Source organism: Thermithiobacillus tepidarius DSM 3134 (assembly GCF_000423825.1).
Taxonomy (GTDB): domain Bacteria; phylum Pseudomonadota; class Gammaproteobacteria; order Acidithiobacillales; family Thermithiobacillaceae; genus Thermithiobacillus; species Thermithiobacillus tepidarius.
In genome coordinates this window covers 121,117-146,823 of the sequence record NZ_AUIS01000006.1, presented here as the reverse complement: position 1 = coordinate 146,823, position 25,707 = coordinate 121,117, and the positions used below count along the sequence as shown (strand labels likewise).

The window sequence follows — 25,707 nt, the reverse complement described above, 5'->3', positions numbered from 1 at the left end:
CCATGCTGAGCGTGCGGAACTGGCTGGCGCCGGCGCTGCTGGCGGGGCTGGGCGCTGCGCCCGTATGGCTTGGCTGCGCGCATCCGATCTGCCGGGCCATGGCCATCCTTGCCCTGTTGGTGCTCGTCTTCTGGGTTGCCTGGCATCGCAGCCAAGTGCACAAGCTGCGCCAATGGTTCGCCTCGCCGGACAACGTCCTGCCGCCGCCCGCCAGCGGCCAATGGGAGGAGATCTTCTCCCTCGGCTATCGCTGGCGCAAAGGGGAAGAGCAGCAGCGCCAGCAGTTGAACGAGGCCATGTCCCAGTTCCGCGAGGCCATCGACATCCTGCCGGATGTCCTCTTGCTGCTGGATCCCGCTGGCCAGATCCTGTGGGCCAACCGCGCCTGCGCCCGCTTGCTCGGCCTGCGCTGGCCGACGGACCGGGGTCAGCCCCTGAGCTATCTGGTGCGCAATCCCCGCTTCCTGGCCTTTTTCGAGGCAGGCGCGCCCGGCACCATCCAGCTGCCGGCACCGGCCTTGCCGGAACGCACCCTGGAAGGCAACCGCTATATGCTGCCCAACGGCCATAGCCTCATGGTCTTTCGCGACATCAGTCGTCTGCTGCAGCTCGAGCAGGTGCGCCGGGACTTCGTGGCCAATGTGTCGCACGAGCTGCGCAGTCCGCTCACGGTGGTCAGCGGCTTCATCGAAACCCTGCAGGACACGCCAGGCTGCGGCAACGACGAAGCACTGGGCTACCTGCAATTGATGGCGCAGCAGACGGCGCGCATGCAGGATCTGGTCGATGATCTGCTGACGCTGGCGCGTTTGGAGGCCGGTGCGCCCCCCCAGCCGGGTGAGGCCGTCTGTCCGGCCGGCTTGGTGGAGCAGACTCTGTCGGCCATGCAAGAGCAGGTGCAGAGCAAGCAGCTGCGGCTCAGCACGGATCTGGATCGGGCGCTCTGCCTGCAGGCGCACAGCCTCGACATTACCAGCATCGTGCGCAATCTGATCGAAAATGCGGTCAAATACACACCTGCCGGCGAGCGCATCCACGTGGTCTGGCGGCGGCAGGGCGAAGAGGCGGTTTTTATCGTGGAGGATACGGGTGAGGGGATTCCGCCCGAGCACCTGCACCGGTTGACGGAGCGTTTCTATCGGGTGGACAAAGGGCGCTCCCGCGCCAGCGGCGGCACAGGGTTGGGACTGTCCATCGTCAAGCATGCGGCCGCGCGCTATGATGGCCGGCTCGAGCTGGAAAGTGCCCCAGGTCGGGGCAGCCGCTTCAGCGTGCATTTCCCGGCACAGCGCCTGGGCCAGGCTTGATCGACGCCGCATTCTGTTCATTTCTCAGCAAGGAGAGGCACCATGGATAAGAAGAAGCAAATCCTGCTTTACGGTTTCGGTGTGCTGGCCGTCGGCGCAGGTCTCGTCGGTTGCGGCGGGCGGGCCACCCAGATCAACGGCGCCGGCTCCACCGCCATCTACCCCGTGCTGTCCAAGTGGACCGAGGCGTACAAATCCCAAGCCAAGACAAATGTCAACTACCAATCCATCGGCTCCGGCGCCGGCATTGCGCAGGTCAAGGCCGGCACCGTGGACTTCGGCGCCACGGACAAGCCGCTCGCGCCCGAGGAGCTGGCCAAGGACAAGCTGGCCCAGTTCCCGGCGGTCATCATCGGCATCGTGCCGGTGGTCAACCTGCCCGGCGTCCAGCCCGGCGGCATCACCTTCAATGGCCAGGTGCTGGCCGACATCTATCTGGGCAAGATCACCCAATGGAACGATCCCGCCCTCAAGGCCCTGAACCCCCGCCTGCCGTTGCCTGATCTGCGGATCAATGTGGTGCACCGCTCCGACGGCTCCGGCACCACCTTCAACTTCACCAACTACCTGTCCAAGGTGAGCCCGGAGTGGAAGAGCAAGGTCGGCGAAGGCACCGCCGTGTCCTGGCCGGGTGGCGTCGGCGGCAAGGGCAACGAGGGCGTGGCCGCCTACGTGCAGCGCCTGAACGGCTCCATCGGCTACGTGGAATACGCCTACGCCCTGCAGAACAAGATGGTGCACGGCAAGATGCAAAATCAGGCGGGGCAGGTGGTCGCCCCCAGCCAGGCCACCTTCCAGGCGGCCGCCGCCAACGCCGACTGGGCCAAGACCCGCGACTTCTATCTGATCCTGACCGATCAGGCCGGCAAGGACAGCTGGCCCATCACGGCCGCCACCTGGATTCTGGTGCCCCGGCAGGGCAACGCGGAAAAAACGAGGGCCGTGCTGGACTTCTTCCGCTGGTCCCTGGCCAACGGTGCGCCGATCGCGACGCAGCTCGATTACGTGCCCCTGCCGCCCGCGGCGGTGCAGTTGATCGAAAACTACTGGAAGACGGAGCTCAAAGCCGGTCAGTCGCCTGCCTAATCCCCCTTGGTCGTCGCCCGCCCGGGTCCAGCGCACCGTGGCGGGCCATTCCCGCCTTGCGCCCAGCCGGGCTTTCGTCACAAAACTTTAATAGACCCGTCATCAGGCTGACACATCTTCGGAATAGGGTGGTGCGGCAAACCGCTCCAGGAGAACCGCGCCCATGCCTTCCACCGATCCGACTCCCCAGATCCCGACCATGCCTTATTTGTCCAACGCCTGCGCCCAGCGCCGCGCCCGGCGCGCGCGACGCATGCGCAGGCGGCGCTGATGATGCGCAAAAAGTTTTGAACTGTCATAAAAATGTAACAAGTTTTGGATAGGATACGCCTGCCGGAGGAAGCCCGAACGGCTCAGGGAGCGTCCTTCGACTTAAATTCTTGCTTCTTCAAGGGAGATGTTTCATGGCTAAAGCAACGCAGTACATCGTTCGCACGCTGAGCATGGGCGCGGTGGCCCTGACCCTGGGTGCCACAGTTTCCCTGGCGCAGGCCGCCGAGGTGACCGGCGCCGGCAGCAGCGCCATTTACCCGGTGCTGTCCAAGTGGGCGGAGACCTACAAAGCCAACACGGGCAACAGCGTCAACTACCAGTCCATCGGTTCCGGCGGCGGTATTGCGCAGATCAAAGCCAAAACCGTGGCGTTCGGCGCGACCGACATGCCCCTGGAGCCGGCCGAGCTGGACAAGAACAACCTGGCCCAGTTCCCCGGCGTGATCATCGGCATCGTGCCCGTCATGAACGTGCCCGGCATCGCGCCCGGCAGCATGGTGTTCAATGGCCAGGTGCTGGCCGACATCTATCTGGGCAAGATCACCCAATGGAACGATCCCGCCCTCAAGGCCCTGAACCCCCGCCTGCCCTTGCCCGACATGCGGATCAACGTGGTGCACCGCTCCGACGGCTCCGGCACCACCTTCAACTTCACCAACTACCTGTCCAAGGTGAGCCCGGAGTGGAAGAGCAAGGTCGGCGAAGGCACCGCCGTGTCCTGGCCGACCGGGGTGGGCGGCAAGGGCAACGCCGGCGTGGCCGCCTACGTGCAGAAGATCAAGGGCGCCATCGGCTACGTGGAATACGCCTACGCCCTGCAGAACAAGATTGCCTATGGTCTGATGAAGAACAAGGCGGGCAACGTGGTGCGGCCGGATGACACCACCTTCCAGGCGGCCGCCGCCAACGCCGACTGGTCCAAGACCCGCGACTTCTTCCTGGTCATGACCGATCAGCCCGGCAAGGACAGCTGGCCCATCACCGCGACCACCTGGCTGCTGGTGCGCAAGGATGCTCCGGCGGCGCAGAACAAGGAGGTCATCGACTTTGCCCGCTGGTTCCTGAACAACGGCCAGCAGATCGCCAAGAGCCTGGACTACGTGCCTTTCCCGGCGACGACGGTCAAGCAGATCGAAGGCTACTGGAAGGCCGAACTGAAAATCTGATCTCGGCCTCATGGCTCCTGCGGGAGACTTGAGGTACACTTGCGGGGCCCTTGTGGCCCCGTTTCAGTTTGCATTCATAGCTCATAAGAAATTCTGCGGTTTCGGAGGTCGCGTGCAAGCAGAAGGCAACACCGGTTCATCCCGCGCAGCCGTGGGGGACAAGTTTTTCCTCGGGATGACGAGCTTCGCGGCTTACTTCGTACTGATTCTGTTGCTGGCCATTGCCGCTTCCCTGGTCTGGGGGGGCTGGGATGCCCTGCAGCAATTCGGCTGGCACTTCTTCGTCAGCAAGAGCTGGGATCCCGTCGCGCAGGACTTCGGTGCGCTGATCCCCATCTACGGCACGCTGGTCAGCTCGCTCATCGCTCTGCTCATCGCCGTGCCCGTGAGCTTCGGCATTGCGCTGTTCATTTCCGAACTGGCGCCCACCTGGCTGCGCCAGCCCATCGGCACCGCCATCGAGCTGCTGGCAGCCATTCCCAGCATCATTTACGGCATGTGGGGCCTCTTTGTCTTCGCACCGTTTTTCGCCGATCACGTGGAGCCATGGATGGACGAGCGTCTGGGCGCCATTCCGGGTATCGGCATCCTGTTCCAGGGGCCGCCCTTCGGCATCGGCATGCTCACCGCCGGCATCATTCTGGCCATCATGATCATCCCCTTCATCGCCGCCATCATGCGCGACGTTTTCCTGGTCACGCCGGCCATGCTCAAGGAATCCGCCTACGGCCTCGGGGCCACCACCTGGGAGGTGGTGTGGAGCGTAGTGCTGCCTTACACCCGCACCGCCGTGGTCGGCGGCATCTTTCTCGGCCTCGGGCGCGCGCTGGGCGAAACCATGGCAGTGACCTTCGTCATCGGCAACGCGCACGACTTCAGCCTGTCCCTGCTGAATCCCGGCAACTCCATCGCCTCCACCCTGGCCAACGAGTTTGCCGAGGCGGATTCGGAGATGTACCTGTCCGCCCTGATCGCCTTGGGCTTCGTCCTCTTCGTGATCACCTTCATTGTGTTGGCGCTTGCCAAAGTATTGCTGCTGCGCCTGGGGCGGAGAGCGGGCGAGGAGAGTTAGGAGATCCCATGAGCTGGCTTTATCTGCGGCGGCGCTTTTTCAACGCCTTCAACCTGTCCATTTCGGTGCTGACCACTCTGTTTGGCCTTTTTTGGCTGGTCTGGATTCTGTGGACCACCTTCGACTACGGCATCGAGGCCATCAACTGGCAGCTCATCAGCGAGATCACGCCGCCGCCCGGCAGCCCGGGTGGTCTGGCCAACGCCTTCGTCGGCAGCCTGATCATGATCGGGCTGGCGGTCCTGGTGGGTACGCCCATCGGCATCCTGGCCGGCACTTACCTGGGCGAGTTCGCCGGCCGGCAGCGCATCGGCGGCGTCATCCGCTTCATCAACGACATCCTGCTGAGCGCGCCCTCCATCATCATCGGCCTGTTCGTCTACACTCTGGTGGTCAAGCAGCTCGGCCATTTCTCCGGCCTGGCGGGCGGGCTGGCGCTGGCCATCATCCTGATTCCGGTGGTGCTGCGCACCACCGACGAAATGCTGCGGCTGGTGCCGAGCACCATGCGCGAGGCGGCTCTGGCCTTGGGAGCGCCATACTGGCTCGTGGTTACCAAGGTGACTTACCGCGCCGCCATGTCCGGCATTCTCACCGGCGTGCTGCTGGCGCTGGCGCGCATCAGCGGCGAGACCGCGCCCCTGTTGTTCACCGCCCTCAACAACCAGTTCTGGAGCACGAATCTCTTTGCACCCATGGCCAACGTCCCGGTGGTGATCTTTCAGTTCGCCATGAGCCCCTATGAGGACTGGCACGCCCTGGCCTGGGCCGGGGCCCTGGTCATCACGATGGTGGTTCTGCTGCTCAGCATTCTTTCCCGCTTCATCATCAGCAAAGGTAAGATTTAGATGAACGCTTCTGCTGTGGACACCCCCAAGATCAGCATCCGCAATCTGGACTTCCACTATGGCAAGTCCCAGGCGCTGAAGGACATCAACCTGGACATTCCCGCGCAGAAGGTCACCGCCTTCATCGGGCCGTCCGGCTGTGGCAAGTCGACGCTGCTGCGCGTCTTCAACCGCATGTATGCCCTTTACCCGGGGCAGAAGGCCACGGGCGAAGTGCTGCTGGATGGCCAGAACATTCTGGATCCGCGGCAGGACCTCAACCGCCTGCGGGCCCGCGTCGGCATGGTGTTCCAGAAGCCCACGCCGTTTCCCATGTCCATCTATGACAATATCGCCTTCGGCGTGAAGCTCTACGAGCGGCTGCGCAAGGCGGAAATGGACGAGCGCGTGGAGCAGGCCCTGCGCCAGGCGGCCCTGTGGGACGAGGTCAAGGACATCCTGAAGCGCAGCGGCCTGAGCCTGTCCGGCGGCCAGCAGCAGCGCCTTTGCATCGCCCGCGCCATCGCGGTGCAGCCGGAAGTGATTCTGCTGGACGAGCCCACCTCGGCTCTGGACCCCATCGCCACCCTCAAGATCGAGGAGCTGGTGAGCGAGCTGCGCGAGAAGTTCACGATTATCATCGTGACCCACAACATGCAGCAGGCCGCGCGCGTCTCGGACTATACTGCCTTCATGTATCTGGGCGAATTGGTGGAGTTCGGTGAAACCGGCACGATTTTCACCAATCCAAGCAAGAAGCAGACGGAAGATTACATTACCGGCCGTTACGGCTAGGGGGACGCCATGACTATCAGCGAGAGCGAACACACGTATCAGCGGTACGACGCGGAGCTGGCGGGGATCCGCAGCCTGGTGCTCGAGATGGGCGGCCTGGTGGAAGAGCAGATCGCCATGGCGGCCCAGGCCCTGCGCGAGGGCGATACGGAACTGGCGGGCACCGTGATCGCCAACGACCATCGGGTCAATGGGCTGGAGGTGCGCATCGACGAGGAATGCACCATGGTGGTGGCGCGCCGCCAGCCCATGGCCAGCGACCTGCGGCTGATCGTGGCGGTGATCAAGACCATCACGGATCTGGAGCGCATCGGCGACGAGGCGGAGAAGATCGCCCGCATGACCCTGCTCGTCAGCGAGCAGAACCAGGCCATCATCACGCCGGATCTGCTCCGCGAGGTCGGCATCATGGCCGAGCGGGCGCGGCGCATGGTGCGCGACGCCCTGGATGCCTTCGCCCGCCTGGACGTGGCGGTGGCGGTGGAGGTGGCCAAAGGCGACGCGGCGCTGGATGCGGAGTTCCGTTCCGCCCTGCGCCACCTGGTCACCTTCATGATGGAGGACCCGCGCACCATCGGGCGGGCCATCGATGTGCTCTTCGTGGTCAAGGCCCTGGAGCGCATCGGCGATCATGCCAAGAACATGGCCGAGTACGTGATCTATCTGGTCAAGGGCAAGGATGTGCGGCACGTGACCCTGGACCGCCTGACCCACGAGGCGCTGGAAGAGGGTTGAGCAGCGCGCCGGGCGCCCCCGAGTCCGCGGAGCCCCTCGCTGCCGTCGATCTGGGCTCCAATTCCTTCCACATGGTGCTGGCGGTGGAAGGACCGGCGGGATTGCGGCTGGTGGATCGGCTGCGCGAGGGCGTGCGCTTGGCGGCCGGGCTCACCGGCGACGGCCGCATCGACGCCGCCGTGGCGGAGCAAGCCCTGGCGGCCCTGAGCCGCTTCGGCCAGCGCTTGTGCGGTCTGTCGCCGGCCCGGGTGCGGGTGGTGGGCACCAATACCCTGCGCGTCGCCTCCCGGGCCGAGGGTTTCATCGACAAGGCCGAGCAGGCTCTGGGCTTCCCCATCGAGATCATCAGCGGCCGCGAGGAAGCGCGGCTGATTTACCTGGGGGTGGCGCACAGCCTGGCGGTAATGCCCGCCGAGCGGCGCCTGGTGATCGACATCGGCGGCGGCAGCACGGAGATCGTGGCGGGCCGCGGCTTTACCCCCATCGAGGCGGAGAGCTTTCATCTCGGCTGCGTGACCGCCACCCGGCATTACTTCCCGCAGGCGGAAGTCACCGCCAAGTCCCTGAGCAGTCTGGAGGACCGCGTGCGGGTGACGGTCGAGCCTTACCTGCTGCGCCTGCAGGCCGTGGGCTGGGAGCAGGCGATCGGCGCTTCCGGCACGGTGCGCGCCATCGGGCGGGTGTTGGAGGCGAACGGCTTCGGTCCGTGCATCACCCGGGCTGGAATGGACTGGCTGCGGGAGCGGCTGCTGGGCAGCCGGCACTTCGCGCGCTTGGCCGAGCTCAAGGGCCTGAAGGCGGAGCGCGTGCCGGTCCTGGCCGGCGGCTTCGGCATCCTGAATGGTCTCATGCAGATGCTCGGGCTCGCGGAGCTGCAGATCGCCGACGGCGCCCTGCGCGAAGGGGTGCTTTACGACCTGCTCGGCCGCATCCATCACGAGGATGCCCGCGAAAGCAGCGTCCAGGCGCTGCAGAAGCGTTTCCACGTCGATGCGGCCCGGAATGCGGAAATCGTCGGCACGCTGAGGGGCTTTTTCGATGCCGCCGACCGCTGGGATCTGCAGCCGGTGCACTGGGACTGGCTGCGCTGGGCGGCGGCGACCCACGATATCGGGCTGGACATCGCCCATTCGGGGTTTCACCGCCACAGCGAGTACATCCTGCGCCACGCGGATCTGGCCGGCTTCTCGCGGCGTGAACAAGCAGTGCTGGCGACCCTGGCGCGCCTGCAGCGCAAGGCGTTGCCGCCTCTGCACAGCGACGTTTTCAGCGAGCTGTCGGCGGCCGATGCCGTCGTCGTGCAGCGTCTGGCGGTGTTGCTGCGCCTGGGCATCCTCTTTCATCGCGGGCAGCGGGTGCTGCCCTTTCAGCCCGGCCTGCGTCTGTCGGACAAACGCAGCCTGCGGCTCCACCTGCCTTCCAATTGGGAGGCGCAGATGCCCCTGCTGGCCGCCGACCTGGCCGCCGAGCGGGAACTGCTGGCACCCCATTTCGCACTGCGCTGGTAAGCTGGCCGCGCAGGCATGTGGTCCATGCGCAGGTGTCCGCTTGTCACTTATTCTTCATGCGCCTGTCATAAAAATGTAGCGTCCAGGCGCTAACATCTTCCCATGCAAACTGCGGCGCGGCTTGAACCTCATCCCACCCCGGGGCTTGTCATGCTGATCGTCAACCCGGTGGCCGGCCGGCACGCCCGGCAGGTGGGCGAGCAGGTCCGGCGCCATCTCGAATCCCGGGAGACATGCCTTTGCCGGCAGACCGGCAGTCGCGGCGCGGCCACCGCCTTCGCCCGCGAGGCCGCCGCCCTCGGGGTGCGCGCGGTGATCGTCGTCGGCGGCGATGGCACGGTCAATGAGGTGATCAACGGGTTGGCCGGCAGCGGCGTGCCCCTGCTGATCATTCCGGCCGGCACCACCAATGTCTTCGCCCGCGAGATGGCGCTGCCCGGCGATCCGCTGGCGGCCTTGGCGCTGCTGGAGCAGGGGCGCGCGCGGGCACTGAGCCTGGGGCGCATCAACGGCCGCTACTTCATGCTGATGGCGGGCATCGGCTTTGACGCCGAGGTCGTATCCCGGGTCAGCCTCGGCTTGAAGCGCCGTCTGGGCCGCTGGGCTTACGTGCTGGTGGGCCTGCGCACCCTGGCGGGCTACAAGGGGCATGCGCTGCGCGTGATCGCCGACGGGCACTGCTGGTCGGCGGGAGCCTTGGTGGCGGGCAATGCGCGCCTCTACGGCGGGCCGTTCTCCATCACACCTAGGGCTGATACCCACGACGCCTTGCTGGATGTATGTATCTTCTCGGGACAAGGCCCGCTTAAAATGTTGAAATACGCATGGGAGATCATGCGGGGGGTTCACCTGCGGGATCCCGAGGTCACCTACCTGCGTTGCGCCGAGCTCGAAGTAGAGGCCAAACCGCCGGCCTACGTGCAGGTGGACGGTGAACTCCTGGGCCGCACGCCCTGTCGAATTGCTGTCTGCCCTGATGCGATAACTATATTTTTGCCGCAAGAACAAGCAAAGGGGGGTACTGCGGAATGCGCCTGACGCTGGTGACGGAAACCTTTCCGCCGGAAGTCAATGGCGTTGCCATGACGCTGGGGCGCTGGGTGGAAGCATTCCGCGCGCGCGGCCACGCCGTCCAGGTGATCCGTCCCCGGCAGGCGGGCGAAGCGGCCGCGCCGACGCTCGTGCCCGGCTTGGCGTTGCCCTTTTATCGTGAGGTGCGCATTGGCTTGGCCGGCGCGGGCCACCTCCGCCGTCTTCTGGCGCAGGCATCCACGGAGCTCGTGCACATCGCCACCGAGGGCCCCCTGGGCTGGGCCGCCCTGCGCGCCGCCGAGCGTTTGGGTCTGTCCATCGCCAGCAGTTTCCATACCAATTTCGATCACTACGCGGGCCACTACCGACTGGGTTCCTTCGAAACCCTGGCCCGCACCTATCTGCGCCACTTCCACAACCGCACCGAGGTCACTCTCGTGCCCAGCGAGAGCACCCGCGCGCGCCTGCTGTCCCAGGGCTTCCAGCGCGTGGAGATCTGGTCGCGCGGGGTGGACGGCGCGCTCTACCATCCGCGTCACCGAGATGCGGCGCTGCGGGCCAGCCTGGGGCTGGGGCCTGACGACCCGCTGCTGCTTTATGTGGGGCGTCTCGCCTACGAGAAAAACCTGCCGGTGCTGCTGGATGCTTTCCAGCGCCTGCGCGAACGCCTGCCGGCACCGCAGCGGGACAAGTTGCGTTTGGCCCTGGTGGGCGGCGGGCCGCTGCTGGCACGCCTGCAGGCCGCCACGCCCGCCGGCGTGGTGCTGGCGGGGGTGCAGCGGGGCGCCGATCTGAGCCGCTGGTACGCCAGCGCCGACATTTTCGCCTTTCCGTCCTGCAGCGAGACCTTCGGCAACGTGGTGCTGGAAGCGCAGGCCAGCGGCCTGCCGGTGGTGGCTTTCGACAGCCCCGGCGTCAACGAGCGGGTGGCGCACGGCCAGGACGGCCTGCTGGTGCCCCCGTCGGCGGATCTGGCCGAACCCTTGGCCGCGCTTTGTCAGGACCCGTCGCGCCGCCGCGCCCTGGGCTTCGCCGCCCGCCGCCAGGCGGAGCGCCAGAGCTGGGAGCACGTGTTTGATGGTCTGGAACAGCGGTACCTGCATCTCTTGACGCAAGATCCGGATGCTTTCGCCACCATGCAAGGAGCGTCGAAATGAGTGCCTTGGGAGAACGGGTGATTCTGCACGAGTGCCGCATCCTGCGTTGGCTCAACCACGGGCTGGAGCGCAGCCTGTTTTGCAGTACCATGGTTTTCGCCAGCCGCCTGGGCGACGGCGTGGCCTGGTATACGCTGGTCATGGTGGTGCTCTGGTGGCAGGGCCTGGCGGCCTGGCGCGGCCTGCTGGCCGCCAGCATCGCCACCGGCGTCTGCATCGCCCTTTTCAAGCTGGTGAAGCGGCGCACCTCGCGCCCGCGCCCGTTCGAGGTGATGGCCGATCTGCATACCGCCCTGCCGCCCCTGGACGACTGGTCCTTCCCCTCCGGCCATGCCATGAATGCTTTCAGCGCCGCGGTGGTGGTGCAGATCTTCTTCCCGGCCCTGGCGCTCGTCATCTGGCCGCTGGCGGTGCTGATCGCCGTGTCGCGGGTGGCGCTGGGCCTGCATTATCCATCGGACGTGGTGGTGGGCGCGGCGCTCGGCGCGCTGATCGCGGGCGCCAGCAGCTACGCCGTGCTGAGTCTCTTTCCCTACTGACGGGACCGCTTCCCGGTGTAGAATAGCCGCCTTTGCCCGCATAGAAGGAGAAGCAGCATGAAGTTCGGCCCATGGGGCGTGGCGGCCTTGCTCGTGTATCTCGTCATCGTTGTCCTCAATCTGGCGCTGGCCATGCCGCAGCCGCCGGTCTGGCTGCGCATGGCGGAGTATGGCGTTTGGGCGGTGGTGCTGCTCGGGGCGCTGGCCCGCTGGCGGCCCGAGGCCGGTCCCTTCATCTGGCGGCCGGTCATGCTGCTTTTGGGCGGCGCCCTGGCCGCCGCCGAGGTGGGTGCCTGGTCGCGCCAGTTGGGACTTAAGTTCGTCATCGACGAATGGATGGCGGCGCTGATCGGGCTGGCGCTGGTGGCGATCCTGGCGCGCGTTTTGCCTCTGTCGTGGCGTGCGCCCTGGCTGGGCTTGCCGCGTCACGACACCGCAGGCGGAGGAAAACCCTGATGGAAATCATCTTCATGCGCCACGGCAAGGCGGAGGACCCCGCCAGCCGGCCCTCGGACTTCGAGCGCGAACTCACCGCCGAGGGGCGCCAGAAGGTGAAGGCGGCGGCCCGGGGCTTGGCGCGTTGCCTGCTGGGCGCCCAGCACCTGCGCATTTGGTCCAGCCCGTTGCCGCGCGCCCGGCAAACGGCCGAACTCGTCGCCGAAGCATTGGGCGACGTGACCGTGGACTTGAACGAACTCATCCCGGCCGGCGACTTCAGCGGCCTGGTGCGCGCCTGGTCGGCCTTGGACGAGGATGCGCAACTGCTCATCGTCGGCCATGAGCCGCACCTGAGCCATTGGGTGGCGCGTATGGCCGGCGTGGTCCTGCCCATGAAGCCCGCCGCCGTGGCGGGACTGGAGGTCAGGGCGGACAAGCCCCAGGAGGGCAAGCTGCGCTGGTTTGCGCATCCGGACGTGCTCGCGCGCTTGGGAGGCTGAGTCGCTGCGGCATCCGTGCCTACCAGTGGTCGGTGTACTTGTGGCCGCAGTTGTTGCAGAGTTCCGAGCCCCAGGTCTGCACAAAGCCGCTGCATGGACAGCCGGAAACGGAGCACGCGCCCCAGCCCCGGGGATGATCGGGCTCGTCCGTCCGGGCATCTGCGGCAGGGGCCGATAGTTCGCCGTGGCGCACTTCCTGGTCTTTCCCTGACATAAAAACCTCCTGTTTCTGCATGTCCCAGTGTCCATGCTCTTCCAGGACGATGCCTGTGCCTGCGGCCGAAAGATGGAGCAGACTACTCGGCGGGCCTGGAGCTGCCTTGCCGGCGCAGCTGAGCTTCGAAGAGGCTGACGCTTTCCGCATCGCGCAGCACGAAGCGGATTTGGCGCAAGGGACTGTCCGGATTCCGTTCGCAAAACTCGAGGGCAGTCCCGATCAGGATCGCCGCGCAGCGCGCCTTCGGGAAGCCGAAGATGCCGCTGCTGATGGCCGGCAGGGCGATGCTGGCGAGCCGCAGCGCGTGGGCCTTGAGGAGGCTTTGCCAGACCGCCGAGTGCAGCAGGGTGTCCTCATCGGCGTCGCCGCCTTCCCAGATCGGGCCGACCGCATGGATGACATGGCGGGCGGGCAGGGCGCCGGCCCCGGTGACCGCCACCTGGCCGGTCGGCACCGGCCCGTTCTCCGCCACCCAGCGGTCGCTCTCGTCCTGGATTGCCTGGCCGCCGGCCCGCACGATCGCCGCCGCCACCCCGCCACCGTGGGCCAGATGGGCATTGGCGGCGTTGACGACGGCATCGACCGTTTCCCGGGTCAGATCCCCCTGCCGGACCTGGATGGCCTGGCCGGCGTCGGTGTGGTGTTCCGCCCTGAGCGTGCTCATGCCAAGCTCCTCTTCGTCGCCTGCGGATCTCCCGCGCACCCGCTCATTTTGACAAGTCCGCCGGCGCGAACTATAGAACTATAGTCCGTGAATCCCACGCTGAATAAGAAAGGGTTGTAAACGCATGCATTTCTCGGCCGGCGAGGCTGTGCTCGCAGCGCCGCAGTCGCCACGCAAGCGTCCCAAGCTGTTGCTGGTCGGCAGTCCGGGAGCGGGCAAGACCACCGCGATCAAGGCTTTCAGCAGCATTCCACCGGTCAGCACCGAAGCCCGCAGCTCGGAGTTGGACATCCGCTATTTCAAGGAAAGCACCACGGTGGCGCTGGACTACGGCTACTTCGTCCTGAACTCGGGCGCCAAGGTGGACCTCTACGCCGCACCCGGCCAGGAGCGCTTTTCCTTCATGTGGGAGATCCTGAGCCAGCATTGCACGGGATTGGTGCTGCTGGTGGACGCCACCCGCCCGGACCCGCAAGCGGATTTGCGCTTTTTTCTCGACCGTTTCCACGCGCTCGTCGGCCCCGTGCCGACCATCGTCGGCATCAACAAGTCCGACGGCCATGGCTTCGATCAGGTGCAGGGCATCCGGGACTGCGTCCGGGCGCACGGCCAGCCCCTGCGCGCGGAAACGGTGGACGTGCGCAATCCCATTCACGTCAAACGGCTGATTCTCACCCTGTTGCGGGCCGTCGATCCCCGCCTGCTCCAGGTCGCCGCCGGCGCCTGAGCGGGCCTAGGTGCGGCGCCGCTGGCGCGCCAGCGCCCAGGCCACGTGCTCGCGCACGAGCGCCGAAGGGTGCGCAGCCCGCGCCGCCAGGGCGCCGATCACCTCGGGACCAGCGGGCGCATTGCCCAGCCCCACCGCCAAGTTGCGCAGCCAGCGCTCGTAGCCGATGCGGTGAATGGCGTTGCCGGCGAGCTTGCGGTGGAATTCTTCCTCGCTCCAGGCGAAGAGCTCGACAAGGCTGACGTCGTCCAGGCCATGGCGCACCCGGAAATCCGCCTCGCCCGTGTCCTGGGCGAACTTGTTCCAGGGGCAGGCGAGCTGACAATCGTCGCAGCCGTAGACCCGGTTGCCGATGAGCGGGCGAAAGGCTTCCGGGATGGCGCCCGGGTGCTCGATGGTGAGATAGGAGATGCAGCGCCGGGCATCGAGCTCAAAGGGCGCCACGATGGCCTGGGTGGGACAGATGTCCAAGCAGGCTTGGCAGGAGCCGCAGTAGCTCCCGTCCGGCGGGTCGACGGGCAGCGGCAGGTCCGTGAAGAGCTCGCCGAGGAAGAACCAGGAGCCGGCCTCGCGGCTCAAGAGCAGGGTGTGCTTGCCGCGCCAGCCGAGCCCCGCCTTCTGCGCCAGCTCCACCTCCATCACCGGCGCGCTGTCGGTGAAGACGCGATAGCTGAAGGGCCCGACGGCGTCCTGGATGCGGTCGGCAAGCTGCTGCAGGCGCCGGCGCAGCACCTTGTGGTAGTCGCGGCCGAGGGCATAGCGGGCGATGTGGGCCCGGCTGCCGTCCGCCAGCACTTCCCAGCCGTCCCGGGCATGGGGCGGGCGGTAGTTCATGCGCACGGAGATGACGCGCAGGGTGCCCGGTTGCAGTTCGGCGGGCCGGGCGCGCTTGGCGCCGTGCCGGGCCATGTAATCCATTTCGCCGTGATAGCCCTTGGCGAGCCAGTCCAGCAGGCGGGCTTCCGCCTCCCCGAGTTCCGTGTCGCTGATGGCAGCGGCCTGGAAGCCGAGCTCCCGGGCCCAGGCCTTGATGTCGCGCGCGAGGCGGAGGAGGTCCATGGTGGCGTAGGCGGATGGATCGATCGTATGCATGGCGGCACCCCCATGGGGCGTCTGCGTTACTGCCGGGCGTCCTCCGCGCCGGCCAGGATCTCCTTGCAGCGCTCCACCAGCTGCGCCTTGAGTGCCGCGTTCTCAGGCCGGTTCAGCATGGATTCCCACACCGGATACAGGAATTTTTCCTTGCGCGCCTCGTGCTTGGCCAGTGCGCCGGAGAGCAGGCTGAAAAAGGGTGCGACTTCCCAGGCTTCCGGCAGGCTATCCTCCTCGAAGGCGGCTTCGACCGCCAGGAAGTCCTCCAGGAGCCTGGGATATTCGGCCAGGATGCCGCTGACGGCGTCACGGATGCGCGGATCGTCGGGCAGGGGGATCTGCTGGGGCAGGAAGCGGGATTCCAGGTGCATGAAGCGGCGAAAGCCCTGGTCGTATTCGCGCACGAAGGGCGGGGCCAGTTCCACCCGGCCCTCGTTGCAGGCGTGCATGGCCTTGGCCAGGGTGCGGTCGAGGCGCTCCTGGGCCTGGCGCAGGAAATCGGTGAGGCTCAGACTTTCGGCATCGTCGCGGTGCTGCACCTTGATCCGCCAGTCGCCCGGCGCGGCCGACAGGATCTCCCAGATGATTTTGTGGCGCAGCTGCAGCGCCACACTTTCCATGATGATGCCGGGATCGTCGTCGGTCTGGATTTCGAAATACTGGCCGGGCTGCAGATCCTCCGCCAGGTAATAGAGGCGGGTCTGCCGGGTGGCGCTGGGTTCGCTGCGGAGATCGAAAGTGCCGATGAGTTGCATGCGGGTCCTTTGGCTCAAACAGGGGGCGCGCTGAGCGCCGGTTGTCGTTCTGTGCAGGGCGCTGGCGGCGTGCCGCTACACCAGCCCCTCCCAGAGCTGCACTTCCACCACGCCGCCCGCTTCCACTCCCGGGCTTTCCTGCGGCAGGACGATGAAGCAGTTGGCGCTGCTCATGGAGCTCAGCACGTGCGAGCCCTGGCTGCCGGTGCTGCGCACCACCCATTCGCCGTTCGCATCGCGTTGCAGACGGCCACGCTGGAACTCCACGCGGCCGGGGCGCTTTTTCAGCGTGTCCAGGCAGCGCACCCGCAAAAGCGGCAGCGGCTCCACCTGCGCCATGCCCATGCGCTTGAGCAGGGCCGGGCGCACGAATTGATAGAAGGTGGCCATCACCGAGACCGGGTTGCCCGGCAGCCCGAAGAAGGTGGCGCCGTTGATCTCGCCGAAGGCCAGCGGCCGGCCCGGCTTCATGTTGATTTTCCAGAAATTGACCCGGCCCAGGCGTTCCAGCAGGTCCTTGACGAAGTCCGCCTCGCCCACGGACACGCCGCCGCTCGTGATCACCACGTCCGCCATGCTGCTCGCCTCCCGCAGCGCCTGCTCCAGGGCGGCGGGGTCATCCGGCACGCGCCCCAGATCCAGCGGTTGGGCACCCAGGCGGCGCAGCATGCCGTGCAGGGTATAGCGGTTGCTGTCGTAGATCTGGCCGGGGGCGAGCGGCGCGCCTACCGGCTGCAGTTCGTCGCCGGTGGAGAAGAAAGCCACTCGCAGGCGGCGGTAAACGCTGATTTCGCCGATCCCGAGCGAGGCGAGCACGCCGACCGTGGCCGGCCGCAGCAGGGTGCCGGCGGGCACCGCCAAGCTGCCATGGCGCAAGTCCTCGCCCGCATGACGGACATTGTCGCCCGCCTTGGGCGCGCCGCTCAGCCGGACCTGATCGCCGTCGCGGGTCACGTGCTCCTGCATCACCACCGTGTCGGCGCCTGCGGGCATGGGCGCGCCGGTCATGATGCGCACGCATTCGCCGGCATCCACCATGCCCGCGAAGGGGTGACCAGCCAAGCTCGTGCCGACCACCCGGCGCGGGGCGTCGCCGTCGACCGCGCGCAAGGCATAGCCGTCCATGGCCGAGTTGGCCCAGGCCGGCACGTCCACGGGCGAGAGCAGATCCGCGGCCAGCACCCGGTCGTAGGCGCCCAGCAGCGGCACCTGCTCGCGGCCCGCGACGGGCGTCAGCGCCTCCAGGATGCGGGCCAGGGCGCTGTCCACGGTCTGGGCTTGCGGATCGAAATCATCACAGCAGCTCGGCGCTTTGCTCATCGTTGTCCTTCCCAAAAACGGTAAATGAAATCGGCCACGGCGGGGATGTCGTTGAGATCCAGGCGCGGGCGCCCGCTGGCCACCGGCGCGTCGCTGGCCACCGCGACGATCCAGTCGTCCTCTGCCGCCAGCAGGCGGTGGCCCAGCGCGGGGCGGTGCACCTCAAGCTTCGCATGTCCCCCGTGGCGCATGCCCTCCACCAACACGAGGTCGCTGCGCGCCGGATCGAGCTGAGCCAGCAGCACCTCGAGCGCCGGCTCCTGCGGCTCGGGCAACTCGGTGAAGAGCGCCCAGCGCCGGTGCGAAGCCACCAGCGTCTGGCTCGCGCCCGCGTGGCGCAGGCGGTAGCTGTCCTTGCCGGGCGTGTCCGCGTCGAAATCATGATGGGCATGCTTGATCACTGCGATGCGCACGCCGCGCTGCACCAGCAGGGGGATGACCCGGGTCAGCAGGGTGGTCTTGCCGCTGCCGCTGAAGCCGGCGATGCCCAGTACGATCACGCTTGCAAATCCTCGGGATAATTACAGTTGAAGAAGGCGTCCTCGTCAAAGTCGACCCAGACGTGGGGCAGGTCCCGGTACCAGCCCTGCACCTGGCGGCCGCCGGCGGCCAGGTAGCTTTCCAGATGGGGCAGCAGGTCCCGGCGGCACAGGCAGACCACCGGCTGCGGCCCGCCCGGCGTGCGTGCCAGCACCAGGGGCGCCGCCTCGTGCTGTGCCCACAGGCGCGGCACCAAGTCATCGGGCAGCCGGGGTGCGTCCACCGGCACGCTCAGCAGCCAGGGTTGCCGGGCCGCCGCCAGACCTTGCCGCAGTCCCATGAGCGGACCGCCGTAGTCGGGAGTCTCGTCGGCGAGCACCGGAAAGCCGAGGGCGGCGTAATCCCCCAGATGGCGGTTGGCGCTGATCAGCAGTTCCGTCACCTGATCCTGCAGGCATGCCACGGCATGGTGAACCAGCGGCATGCCATGCCATGGCAGCCACCCCTTGTCCTGCCCCCCCATCCGCCGACCCGCGCCGCCGGCCAGGATCAGGCCGGTGATGGGGCGGGGCGGGGAATGGGCATCGTCTGGCATGGAAGCATTCTAGCGTGCCGGTGCCGGCTTCTCCAGCACCAGCCGCAGCCTGGCGGGACCGTGCTCGGGAATGGCGAGGTGAGCGGCTGGCGGCCTGGTGCAACGGCCGGTGCGCGCAACCTGGGCGGCGGACGGGGCATTTTTACAATGTGCCGGCTCGACCGGGTTGGGGGTGGTTGAAAGGGCGTGCGCCAGTCCTGAAATGCAAAAAGCCCGGCGTAGCCGGGCTTTCTGTTTTCGCGTCCTGGAGCCTTCAGTCCAGGGGGCGAATGTTCGAAGCCTGTTTGCCCTTGGGCCCCGTGGTGACGTCGAAGGATACCTTCTGGCCTTCACGGAGGGTTTTGAAGCCCTGTGCCTGGATGGCGGAGAAATGCGCGAACAGGTCCTCACCGCCGTCATCGGGGGTGATGAAGCCGAAGCCCTTGGATTCGTTGAACCACTTGACAGTACCAGTTGCCATGTTTAAAGCACCCTAATATGAGAATGTTGAAAAATAGGGCGAAAGCCCGCTTGCACGAGAATCAAGGAAGAGGAGCTGACGAACTGAAGTACCTGTAGAAGGGTTACAACGAACGAGCCAAATCATTGCCTGAAAATCCTGCATCGCCATTATGGAACACGACCTCAAACAAAGCAAGCATCGCAGTATCGCAGGATCAGAGCCATTTCCCTTCAGCCGATGCCGTGCAGAGCCCATTTAACTACCGTCCGCAGGCCGTGGCATGTGTCCAAGGTCGGAGTTGGGTGGGGGCGGGGCAGGGGCGATGAGCGGATCGGCGTCCGTCGCCTACTTTGGCACCCAGCGTTCCCCCGCCTTCCTGTACGCCTTCTCCACCGCCGACCAGGCGACCCGATGGGCCGTGGCCTCCCGGTCTTCCTTGTGGGCGTATTCCTCCCAGGCGTGGTTGAAGGCCTTCATGTAAATCTCCTGGGCGTGGGCGGGCAGGTGGCTTTTGACCCGGTCCGGCAGGTCCGTCGTGCTGCGGTAAGGCATGTGCTCCTCCTGGCCATTGCATCGGATGGGTTCATTTCATGCCTTGAGCCGGCCGGCGGCATGTAGCCAAGGTCGGATGCCCGCGGCCAGGCAGACACGGCGGGCGAAAGCCGATAAAATGAGGTTTTTGCCGCATATCCGCGTCCCACGGCCTGCCATGTTCAAAGACTGGTTCAAGAAAAAGCCCGCCAAAGCATCCGCCTCCCCCCGCAAGGGGCTGGTGCTGGAAGCGGGCATTCCGCCCGAGGAGCGGGTGGATGAGCTGCCCCTGCCCGAGGCGCAGTTCCTGCGCCACTACCATGGCTTTGGCGGCTTGCCGGACGATGCGGGCTTGCGCTCGTTGCTGCTGCAGGCGCTGCGCCATCCGGACTTCCTGGCGGATCTGCCGCGCGGCACTTTGCACAAGCTGCTCGCCCCGGGCGGCCCGCTTGCCGGCGCGGCGGTCGATCCGGACGCCCTGCTGCGCTTCCTGGGCGTGATGCACGGCGAGATCACCCGGCAGATGTACATCGATTCGGCCCGCCGGCGAGCGCGCGCGCGCGGCATCCGCTTCCACCTGCCGGCGGGCGCGGCGGCCAGTCCGGAGGAGCAGGCCATCGTGGAAGCGGACCTCCACGGCCTCGGGCCGGGCGGCTATCCCTTCGAGGCACTGCCGGAAAATCCCCATCCCGGCCGAGCCGCCAAATACTACGTGCGCGTGATCCTGGACGAGCGGGCCTGAGCGGCGGCGCCGCTGTTTTCGCTTGCGGGCATTTGGGTTATGCTTGCTGGTTTTGATCGCCCCGGCGGGCGCGGCGCCCGCTTCATCTCCTGACTGGAACGAGATCCATGAGCAAGAAAATCGCAGTGTTGCCCGGCGACGGCATCGGCCCCGAGATCGTGGCCGAGGCGGTCAAGGTGCTGGCCTATTTGCGCGACGAGCAGGGCCTGGACATCAGCATGGCGGAAGCGCCCGTGGGCGGCGCGGCCATCGACGCCACCGGCGTGCCGCTGCCGGACAGCACCCTGCAGCTGGCGCTCAACGCCGACGCCGTGCTGCTGGGCGCCGTGGGCGGGCCCAAGTGGGAGCCGCTGCCGCACGCCGTGCGTCCCGAGCGCGGCCTGCTGGGCCTGCGCAAGCGGCTCGATCTCTTCGCCAACCTGCGTCCGGCCACGGTCTATCCGCAATTGGTGGCCGCCTCGCCCCTGAAGCCCGAGCTGGTGTCCGGCATCGACATCCTGGTGGTGCGCGAGCTCACCGGCGACATCTATTTCGGTGAGCCGCGCGGGGTGGAGCGGCTTCCCGACGGCAGCCGGCGCGGCTACAACACGATGGTGTACTCCGAGGCGGAGATCGCGCGCATCGCCCACGTGGCCTTCAAGGCGGCGCGCGGCCGTCAGAAGAAGGTCTGCTCCGTGGACAAGGCCAACGTGCTGGAGACCACCGAGCTGTGGCGCGAGGTGGTCACCGAGATCGGCCGCCGCGATTACCCGGACGTGGAACTGAGCCACATGTACGTGGACAACGCCGCCATGCAGCTCATCCGCTGGCCGCGCCAGTTCGACGTGATCGTGACCGGCAACATCTTCGGCGACATCCTGTCCGACGAGGCCAGCCAGCTCACCGGCTCCATCGGCATGCTGCCATCGGCCTCGCTGGGCGACAAATACGGCATGTACGAGCCCATCCACGGCTCCGCCCCGGACATCGCCGGCCAGGGCATCGCCAATCCCATCGCCACCATCCTGTCCGCCGCCATGATGCTGCGCTATTCCCTGAACGAGCCGGTCTGGGCGGAGCGCATCGAGGCGGCGGTCAGCCGGGTGCTGGACCAGGGCCTGCGCACGCCGGACATTTACGCGGAGGGTACGCGCAAGGTCGGCACCGCGGAAATGGGCGACGCCATTCTGGCCGCCCTGCGCCAAGGCGGCCAGGGGTAATGGGACGGGAGTCGAGCTTCCGCCTCGCTGCAGCATGCATCCATTTGCTTTGAGGAGCATATCGTGAAGAAGTCCGCATACAACGTTGCCGTCCTGGGCGCCACCGGCGCCGTCGGCGAAACCATGCTGTCCATCCTCGAATCCCGCGACTTCCCCGTGGGCGAGCTGTATCCGTTGGGCAGCGAGCGCTCCGCCGGCAGCAAGATCCAGTTCAAGGGCAAGCATTACACCGTCGGCAACGCCGCCGACTTCGACTGGTCCCAGGCGGACATCGGACTCTTCTCCGCCGGCGGCTCGGTGAGCGCCGAGTACGCGCCCAAGGCGGCCGCCGCCGGCTGCGTGGTGATCGACAACACTGCCCACTTCCGCTATGAACCCGACATCCCGCTGGTGGTGCCCGAGGTCAACGCCCATGCCGTCGCCCGGTACACGAATCGCGGCATCATCGCCAACCCCAACTGCTCCACCATCCAGATGCTGCTGGCGTTGAAGCCTATCCACGACGCCGCCCGGATCGAGCGGGTGGTGGTCGCCACCTACCAGGCCGTCTCCGGCACCGGCAAGGCGGCCATTGAGGAGCTGGCCAGCCAGACCGTGGCGATCTTCAATCAAAAGCCCGTGGAGGCAAAGGTCTACCCAAAGCGCATCGCCTTCAACTGCCTGCCGCAGATCGATGTCTTCCAGGACAACGGCTATACCAAGGAAGAGATGAAGATGACCTGGGAGACCCAGAAGATCATGGAGGATCCCGGCATCCATCTGACCGCCACCTGCGTGCGCGTGCCGGTTTTCTACGGTCATTCCGAGGCGGTCAACATCGTCACCCAAAAGAAGCTGACGGCCGAGCAGGTGCGCGAACTCCTGGCCGCGGCGCCGGGCGTGCAGGTCATGGACGAGCGCAAGCCGGGCGGCTATCCGACGGCCATCGAGGCCGCCAATGCCGATCCCGTCTACGTGGGCCGCATTCGCGAGGATGTCTCCCACGAGCGCGGCATCAATCTCTGGGTGGTGGCCGACAACGTGCGCAAGGGCGCGGCCTTGAACAGCATCCAGATTGCCGAAATCCTGATCCGCGACTACTTGTAAGCAAGCCTGCGCGATTTCCGTCCTTGGCATTGCTTGCGTTGCGCCGGGCCAGCGACTATATGGGATAACTATAAGAAGATGGAGGGCCTCGTCTCGGCGCCGCGCGGCGATCCCAAGCCCTCGGAACACACCATCATTTGGAGGCGGCATGCGTAAGAAGTGGTTGGGAGGAGCCCTGCTGGGCCTGGGCGCCATGGCTCCGATGGCTGGCTGGGCTCTCGGCCTGGGCGATATCAGCGTACTGTCGAGGCCTGGCGAGCCCTTTCGTGCCCAGATTCCCTTGCGGTCCGTCAATCCGGACCAGATGGCGGACCTGCAGGTGCATCTGGCATCGCCGTCCGCCTTCGAAATCGTCGGCATTCCCCGTACCGCCAGCCTCGATGCCCTGAATCTCCGCATCAAGCCCGGCCCCACCCCCATGGTGCTGGTCAGCAGCAGCCGGCCGCTGCAGGAGGGCACCCTGCGCTTCCTGCTGGAACTGGAGTGGGGCGGGGGCAAGCTGGTCAAGGAATACGTGGCGGCCGTGGATGCGCCCGAGGGCCATCGGCCCGCCGTGGTGAGCCTGCCCGCAGCATCCACACCCGTCTTCGTGCCGCAACCGGCGCCGGCGGCCGCGCCGCGCGGCAACCGGCCGGCGGTGGCGCCCGCCACGCCCGCGCAAAGCTGGGCGCGGGTGCCCGCCTACGGCCCGATAACGGCCAAGGACAATCTCTACCGCATCGCCGCGCGCATGCGTGGCGACAGCAGCCTCAGCATCAGCCGGGTCATGGCCGCCCTGTACCAGAGCAATCCGGGCGCCTTCAACGCCGGCAACCCGGACAGCCTGAAGCCTGGCGCGGTGCTGACGGCGCCGCCGCGCAGCGTGGTGGCGGCCATCAGCGAGGCCGAGGCGGGGCGCATTCTGAGCAACCGGGTGCAGTCGCCAGGGGCAGCCGCCAATGCCCAGGCCAAGCAGGCGGCCCAGCCAAATGGCGCCAGGGCGCAGCCGTTGCCGGCCGCCGCCAAGTCTGCGCCGTCTTCCCAAGCCCGGATGCAGCCGGCGGCGCCGAGCCACCCGTCGGCCGCCGACAAGCCCGCCCTGTACATCACCGCGCCGGCTGCTTCCCATGCGCAGGCGAATGCCGCCAGCCCCGAGCTGACCGAGCAGCTCCAATCCCTCCAGGAAGCCAATCTGGCCAACAAGAAGGAAAGCGAGCTGCTGGCCAAGTCCATGGCCAGTCTGAGCAAGCAGGTGCAGGAGCAGCAACGGATGCTGCTGGAGCTTCAGAATCAGAGCGCCGATGCCATGGCCGCTTCGGTGCAAAGTTCGCTGCTCAAGAATCCCCTGATGCTGCTCATGCTGGGCAGCAATGCCCTGGCCTTGCTTCTGGTGGTCTGGCTGCTCCTGCGCGTGCGTCGGACCAATGAGGACGTCGCCCTGACCCAGGCCATGCTGCGAACCATGGAGGACGAGGGATTGCTGCGTGCCCGGGCCGAGCCCGCGTCCATGGATACCGTGCAGCCGATCACCGTCGCGTCCACCCCGGCGCCGGCCCGCGAGAGCGCAGCCTTCGCGCCGGCTGCCTCGAGCCCGGCAGCGCCCGCCGCCAAGCCAGCCCCGGTCCCGGAAGCGGCCGAGGTCGACGTGTTGGATCAAGCAGACCTCTATCTCACCTACGGCCGGGTGCAGCAGGCCCAGGAGGTGCTGGAGGCTGCCCTCACCAGCCAGGCCAGCCGCAAGGAGATCTACGTCAAGCTGCTCGATCTCTATGCCCAGCAGGGCAAGATGGACGATTATCTCGACTTGGCCGAACGCATGCGCGGCCGTTTCGGCAAGGACAACGCCGCTTGGCGCGCCGTGGCCGCCCAGGGCATGATGCTCTTCCCCGACAATCCGCTCTTCCAGGATGAGGCGGCCGATACCGCTGCCGTGGAAACTGCAGCGCCGCAGGCTGCCGCCGCGCTGGAAACGGCAGAGCCCATGCTGGATTTGTCCCTGGATGGTGCTCAGCCGCAAAAAGCGGAAGAGGAGTCCAATCTCATGGACTTCGATTTCGGCGGTCTCTCCTTCGATGGCAGCTTCGCCAGCGGCGGGCGGGCCGTGACCAGCCCCGAGCCGGCGGCGGAAGAGGCCGCCCCGGAGCTGCCGGCCGCGGCGCTGGAGCAGCCGGAGCTTGCTTCGGCGCCCGAAGGCATGGATCTGGACTTCACCCTGGAGCAGGACAACGAAGCGTTGCGGGATGAGGTCTTCGCCGCCCTGGACAAGGAGTTCCGGGCCTTGGAGGAGGCGCCTGAAGCGGTCGCCCCGGCCGCGGCCGCGGACAACGTGGTGTCCTTCGACTTCAGTGCGTTTTCCGCCGCGACGGCGACGGAGAGTGCGCCTGCGGATGCCCCGCAGGAGGACCAGGCTTCCGCCATGGAGTGGGACATGCTGGGTACCAAGCTGGACCTGGCCAAGGCCTACGTCGACATGGGCGACAGCGAATCCGCCAAGGAGCTGCTGGAGGAGGTGGCCCAGCAGGGCGATGGCCGCCTTCGCGCCGAGGCCCAGGAGCTCCTGGCGGCTCTGGGCTGACAGAGCAAGGCCGCCCTTTATATTTTCGTTGATTTCGCATACATTCGCGGAGTGCCCCCGTGCCACGGCGGGCACTCTTTTTTATTGGGTCGCGCGTGCAAATGCGCCCTTGTTCCGATAAATTCCCTGCCGCCCGGTGGATCTGTTGATCATGCGCTGCACCTGGATGCGACCGTTGCATCCCATGGCCAAACTGCTGGCGGTCATCGCCGTCAGCCTAGGGCTGGCGCTGAGCCTGCGGCCGCTGTTGCCGGGCGCGGCATTGGTGACGTTGCTGCTTCTGCTGTGCGACGTGCCGCAGCTGGCGTCCCTGGGCCGGGCCCTGCGGCGCGTGCGCTGGCTGCTGCTGTCCATCGTCCTGCTGCACGGCTACCTGACGCCCGGAGAGGCGGCCTGGCCGCTCCTCGGCGAACTCTCACCCAGCAGCATCGGGCTGGAAAACGGCCTGCAGCGCGCGGCCATGCTCCTGATCATGGTGACCTGGGCCGTCTGGCTGATGCAGGACGTCAGCCCATCCGCGATGGCTGCGGCCATTACGGCCATGCTGCGGCCCCTTGCGGCCTTGGGTTTTCCCGCGGATCGCCTCGGCCGGCGCCTGTCGCTCACCCTGCAGGCGGTGGAGCAGGTCGGCGAGCGTGCGCGCGTCCTGCGCATGGAACTCTTGCAGGCCGCGCCGCCGCGGAGCTGGGGGGAAGGGCTGCGCCTGCGGGCGGAGGTGTTGTTGCGCTTGTTCCAGGAGGCGGAGCAGGCGCCGGCGCCGGCGTCCGCGCTGCCGCTGTCGCCCTTGCCGGCGTGGCGGTGGCGGGACCGGCTTTTTCTGATGGCAGTGCTGCTGGCGTTGACGCTGGCTTATTGGAATCTCGGATAG

At 66.7% G+C, this 25,707-nt stretch carries 27 protein-coding genes; 19 read left to right on the top strand and 8 right to left on the bottom strand.

Annotated features, from left to right (window positions below):
- Positions 1-2: 2 nt before the first annotated feature.
- The 13 genes from phoR to sixA all read left to right on the top strand — a co-directional run bounded on the left by phoR (position 3) and on the right by sixA (position 12,435).
- Positions 3-1,307 carry a phosphate regulon sensor histidine kinase PhoR gene (gene phoR / locus G579_RS0104415; RefSeq protein WP_028989209.1) on the top strand — a complete coding sequence of 435 codons (1,305 nt, stop codon included), beginning with the start codon at positions 3-5 and terminating at the stop codon, positions 1,305-1,307.
- A gap of 42 nt (positions 1,308-1,349) precedes the next feature.
- Positions 1,350-2,393, top strand: coding sequence for a phosphate ABC transporter substrate-binding protein PstS (pstS, locus tag G579_RS0104410; protein ID WP_028989208.1), 1,044 nt, complete (start codon positions 1,350-1,352; stop codon positions 2,391-2,393).
- 404 nt (positions 2,394-2,797) lie between these two features.
- Positions 2,798-3,832 carry a phosphate ABC transporter substrate-binding protein PstS gene (pstS, locus tag G579_RS0104405; protein ID WP_081662580.1) on the top strand — a complete coding sequence of 345 codons (1,035 nt, stop codon included), beginning with the start codon at positions 2,798-2,800 and terminating at the stop codon, positions 3,830-3,832.
- A 112-nt stretch (positions 3,833-3,944) separates the two neighbouring features.
- A complete protein-coding gene (pstC, locus tag G579_RS0104400; RefSeq protein ID WP_028989206.1) occupies positions 3,945-4,904 on the top strand; it encodes a phosphate ABC transporter permease subunit PstC in 960 nt (319 codons plus the stop codon).
- Between the two features lie 8 nt (positions 4,905-4,912).
- Complete coding sequence (gene pstA / locus G579_RS0104395; RefSeq protein ID WP_028989205.1) at positions 4,913-5,752, top strand: phosphate ABC transporter permease PstA; 840 nt, start codon at positions 4,913-4,915, stop codon at positions 5,750-5,752.
- On the top strand, positions 5,753-6,526 hold the full coding sequence (gene pstB / locus G579_RS0104390; RefSeq protein WP_028989204.1) for a phosphate ABC transporter ATP-binding protein PstB: 774 nt from the start codon (positions 5,753-5,755) through the stop codon (positions 6,524-6,526). It abuts the gene before it with no gap.
- A gap of 9 nt (positions 6,527-6,535) precedes the next feature.
- Positions 6,536-7,261, top strand: a complete 726-nt coding sequence (gene phoU / locus G579_RS0104385) for a phosphate signaling complex protein PhoU (RefSeq protein WP_038018099.1) — start codon at positions 6,536-6,538, stop codon at positions 7,259-7,261.
- Positions 7,258-8,769: a Ppx/GppA phosphatase family protein gene (locus tag G579_RS0104380; RefSeq protein WP_028989202.1), complete on the top strand. Its 1,512-nt coding sequence runs from the start codon at positions 7,258-7,260 to the stop codon at positions 8,767-8,769. Before phoU ends, G579_RS0104380 begins: the two co-directional genes overlap by 4 nt.
- A 150-nt stretch (positions 8,770-8,919) precedes the next feature.
- Positions 8,920-9,807 carry a diacylglycerol/lipid kinase family protein gene (locus G579_RS15825; protein WP_051180838.1) on the top strand — a complete coding sequence of 296 codons (888 nt, stop codon included), beginning with the start codon at positions 8,920-8,922 and terminating at the stop codon, positions 9,805-9,807.
- Entirely contained in the window at positions 9,798-10,958 is a 1,161-nt protein-coding gene (locus G579_RS15820; protein WP_051180835.1) for a glycosyltransferase family 4 protein, read from the top strand. The genes G579_RS15825 and G579_RS15820 overlap by 10 nt, the downstream gene beginning before the upstream one ends.
- On the top strand, positions 10,955-11,497 hold the full coding sequence (locus G579_RS15815; protein WP_051180832.1) for a phosphatase PAP2 family protein: 543 nt from the start codon (positions 10,955-10,957) through the stop codon (positions 11,495-11,497). The genes G579_RS15820 and G579_RS15815 overlap by 4 nt, the downstream gene beginning before the upstream one ends.
- 57 nt (positions 11,498-11,554) lie before the next feature.
- Entirely contained in the window at positions 11,555-11,953 is a 399-nt protein-coding gene (locus G579_RS18980; RefSeq protein ID WP_051180830.1) for a hypothetical protein, read from the top strand.
- The gene (gene sixA, locus G579_RS0104355; RefSeq protein WP_028989201.1) at positions 11,953-12,435 is read left to right on the top strand and encodes a phosphohistidine phosphatase SixA; all 483 of its coding nucleotides are present in this window, start codon (positions 11,953-11,955) and stop codon (positions 12,433-12,435) included. The genes G579_RS18980 and sixA overlap by 1 nt, the downstream gene beginning before the upstream one ends.
- Positions 12,436-12,731: 296 nt before the next feature.
- On the opposite strand, the gene G579_RS0104350 is transcribed toward sixA, so the two are convergent.
- Positions 12,732-13,316: a macro domain-containing protein gene (locus G579_RS0104350; RefSeq protein WP_028989200.1), complete on the bottom strand. Its 585-nt coding sequence runs from the start codon at positions 13,314-13,316 to the stop codon at positions 12,732-12,734.
- 124 nt (positions 13,317-13,440) lie between these two features.
- Here G579_RS0104350 and G579_RS0104345 point away from each other — a divergent pair, with 124 nt between their 5' ends.
- On the top strand, positions 13,441-14,043 hold the full coding sequence (locus G579_RS0104345; protein WP_051180828.1) for a GTP-binding protein: 603 nt from the start codon (positions 13,441-13,443) through the stop codon (positions 14,041-14,043).
- A gap of 6 nt (positions 14,044-14,049) precedes the next feature.
- Here the strand turns inward: G579_RS0104345 and queG are convergent, their stop codons facing one another.
- The 7 genes from queG to G579_RS0104310 all read right to left on the bottom strand — a co-directional run bounded on the left by queG (position 14,050) and on the right by G579_RS0104310 (position 19,279).
- Complete coding sequence (queG, locus tag G579_RS0104340) at positions 14,050-15,135, bottom strand: tRNA epoxyqueuosine(34) reductase QueG (protein WP_028989198.1); 1,086 nt, start codon at positions 15,133-15,135, stop codon at positions 14,050-14,052.
- 26 nt (positions 15,136-15,161) lie between these two features.
- Positions 15,162-15,890 (bottom strand): DUF2249 domain-containing protein, encoded by a 729-nt coding sequence (locus G579_RS15805; RefSeq protein WP_051180825.1) that lies wholly within the window; start codon positions 15,888-15,890, stop codon positions 15,162-15,164.
- Between the two features lie 75 nt (positions 15,891-15,965).
- On the bottom strand, positions 15,966-17,210 hold the full coding sequence (moeA, locus tag G579_RS0104330) for a molybdopterin molybdotransferase MoeA (protein ID WP_028989197.1): 1,245 nt from the start codon (positions 17,208-17,210) through the stop codon (positions 15,966-15,968).
- Complete coding sequence (gene mobB / locus G579_RS0104325) at positions 17,207-17,710, bottom strand: molybdopterin-guanine dinucleotide biosynthesis protein B (RefSeq protein ID WP_028989196.1); 504 nt, start codon at positions 17,708-17,710, stop codon at positions 17,207-17,209. The genes moeA and mobB overlap by 4 nt, the downstream gene beginning before the upstream one ends.
- Positions 17,707-18,285 carry a molybdenum cofactor guanylyltransferase MobA gene (mobA, locus tag G579_RS0104320; protein ID WP_028989195.1) on the bottom strand — a complete coding sequence of 193 codons (579 nt, stop codon included), beginning with the start codon at positions 18,283-18,285 and terminating at the stop codon, positions 17,707-17,709. The genes mobB and mobA overlap by 4 nt, the downstream gene beginning before the upstream one ends.
- Positions 18,286-18,538: 253 nt before the next feature.
- Positions 18,539-18,745 (bottom strand): cold-shock protein, encoded by a 207-nt coding sequence (locus G579_RS0104315; RefSeq protein ID WP_028989194.1) that lies wholly within the window; start codon positions 18,743-18,745, stop codon positions 18,539-18,541.
- A gap of 327 nt (positions 18,746-19,072) precedes the next feature.
- Complete coding sequence (locus G579_RS0104310; RefSeq protein ID WP_028989193.1) at positions 19,073-19,279, bottom strand: ChaB family protein; 207 nt, start codon at positions 19,277-19,279, stop codon at positions 19,073-19,075.
- Between the two features lie 157 nt (positions 19,280-19,436).
- Between G579_RS0104310 and G579_RS15800 the strand changes: the two genes are divergently transcribed.
- From G579_RS15800 to G579_RS18975, 5 genes are all read left to right on the top strand, one after another.
- A complete protein-coding gene (locus tag G579_RS15800) occupies positions 19,437-20,000 on the top strand; it encodes a hypothetical protein (protein WP_230973788.1) in 564 nt (187 codons plus the stop codon).
- Between the two features lie 107 nt (positions 20,001-20,107).
- On the top strand, positions 20,108-21,199 hold the full coding sequence (gene leuB, locus G579_RS0104300; RefSeq protein ID WP_028989192.1) for a 3-isopropylmalate dehydrogenase: 1,092 nt from the start codon (positions 20,108-20,110) through the stop codon (positions 21,197-21,199).
- Between the two features lie 63 nt (positions 21,200-21,262).
- Positions 21,263-22,285, top strand: a complete 1,023-nt coding sequence (locus tag G579_RS0104295) for an aspartate-semialdehyde dehydrogenase (protein WP_028989191.1) — start codon at positions 21,263-21,265, stop codon at positions 22,283-22,285.
- Between the two features lie 148 nt (positions 22,286-22,433).
- Positions 22,434-24,839, top strand: a complete 2,406-nt coding sequence (locus G579_RS0104290) for a FimV/HubP family polar landmark protein (RefSeq protein WP_081662576.1) — start codon at positions 22,434-22,436, stop codon at positions 24,837-24,839.
- A gap of 184 nt (positions 24,840-25,023) precedes the next feature.
- A complete protein-coding gene (locus G579_RS18975) occupies positions 25,024-25,707 on the top strand; it encodes a hypothetical protein (RefSeq protein WP_155989739.1) in 684 nt (227 codons plus the stop codon).

Excerpts from the sequence above, each read along its gene's own strand:
- phoR (WP_028989209.1), top strand. The coding sequence starts at position 3 with ATGCTGAGCGTGCGGAACTGGCTGGCGCCGGCGCTGCTGGCGGGGCTG.
- pstS (WP_028989208.1), top strand. The coding sequence starts at position 1,350 with ATGGATAAGAAGAAGCAAATCCTGCTTTACGGTTTCGGTGTGCTGGCC.
- pstS (WP_081662580.1), top strand. The coding sequence starts at position 2,798 with ATGGCTAAAGCAACGCAGTACATCGTTCGCACGCTGAGCATGGGCGCG.
- pstA (WP_028989205.1), top strand. The coding sequence starts at position 4,913 with ATGAGCTGGCTTTATCTGCGGCGGCGCTTTTTCAACGCCTTCAACCTG.
- pstB (WP_028989204.1), top strand. The coding sequence starts at position 5,753 with ATGAACGCTTCTGCTGTGGACACCCCCAAGATCAGCATCCGCAATCTG.
- phoU (WP_038018099.1), top strand. The coding sequence starts at position 6,536 with ATGACTATCAGCGAGAGCGAACACACGTATCAGCGGTACGACGCGGAG.
- G579_RS15825 (WP_051180838.1), top strand. The coding sequence starts at position 8,920 with ATGCTGATCGTCAACCCGGTGGCCGGCCGGCACGCCCGGCAGGTGGGC.
- G579_RS15820 (WP_051180835.1), top strand. The coding sequence starts at position 9,798 with ATGCGCCTGACGCTGGTGACGGAAACCTTTCCGCCGGAAGTCAATGGC.
- G579_RS15815 (WP_051180832.1), top strand. The coding sequence starts at position 10,955 with ATGAGTGCCTTGGGAGAACGGGTGATTCTGCACGAGTGCCGCATCCTG.
- G579_RS18980 (WP_051180830.1), top strand. The coding sequence starts at position 11,555 with ATGAAGTTCGGCCCATGGGGCGTGGCGGCCTTGCTCGTGTATCTCGTC.
- sixA (WP_028989201.1), top strand. The coding sequence starts at position 11,953 with ATGGAAATCATCTTCATGCGCCACGGCAAGGCGGAGGACCCCGCCAGC.
- G579_RS0104350 (WP_028989200.1), bottom strand. The coding sequence starts at position 13,316 with ATGAGCACGCTCAGGGCGGAACACCACACCGACGCCGGCCAGGCCATC.
- G579_RS0104345 (WP_051180828.1), top strand. The coding sequence starts at position 13,441 with ATGCATTTCTCGGCCGGCGAGGCTGTGCTCGCAGCGCCGCAGTCGCCA.
- queG (WP_028989198.1), bottom strand. The coding sequence starts at position 15,135 with ATGCATACGATCGATCCATCCGCCTACGCCACCATGGACCTCCTCCGC.
- G579_RS15805 (WP_051180825.1), bottom strand. The coding sequence starts at position 15,890 with ATGCAACTCATCGGCACTTTCGATCTCCGCAGCGAACCCAGCGCCACC.
- moeA (WP_028989197.1), bottom strand. The coding sequence starts at position 17,210 with ATGAGCAAAGCGCCGAGCTGCTGTGATGATTTCGATCCGCAAGCCCAG.
- mobA (WP_028989195.1), bottom strand. The coding sequence starts at position 18,285 with ATGCCAGACGATGCCCATTCCCCGCCCCGCCCCATCACCGGCCTGATC.
- G579_RS0104315 (WP_028989194.1), bottom strand. The coding sequence starts at position 18,745 with ATGGCAACTGGTACTGTCAAGTGGTTCAACGAATCCAAGGGCTTCGGC.
- G579_RS0104310 (WP_028989193.1), bottom strand. The coding sequence starts at position 19,279 with ATGCCTTACCGCAGCACGACGGACCTGCCGGACCGGGTCAAAAGCCAC.
- G579_RS15800 (WP_230973788.1), top strand. The coding sequence starts at position 19,437 with ATGTTCAAAGACTGGTTCAAGAAAAAGCCCGCCAAAGCATCCGCCTCC.
- leuB (WP_028989192.1), top strand. The coding sequence starts at position 20,108 with ATGAGCAAGAAAATCGCAGTGTTGCCCGGCGACGGCATCGGCCCCGAG.
- G579_RS0104290 (WP_081662576.1), top strand. The coding sequence starts at position 22,434 with ATGCGTAAGAAGTGGTTGGGAGGAGCCCTGCTGGGCCTGGGCGCCATG.
- G579_RS18975 (WP_155989739.1), top strand. The coding sequence starts at position 25,024 with ATGGCCAAACTGCTGGCGGTCATCGCCGTCAGCCTAGGGCTGGCGCTG.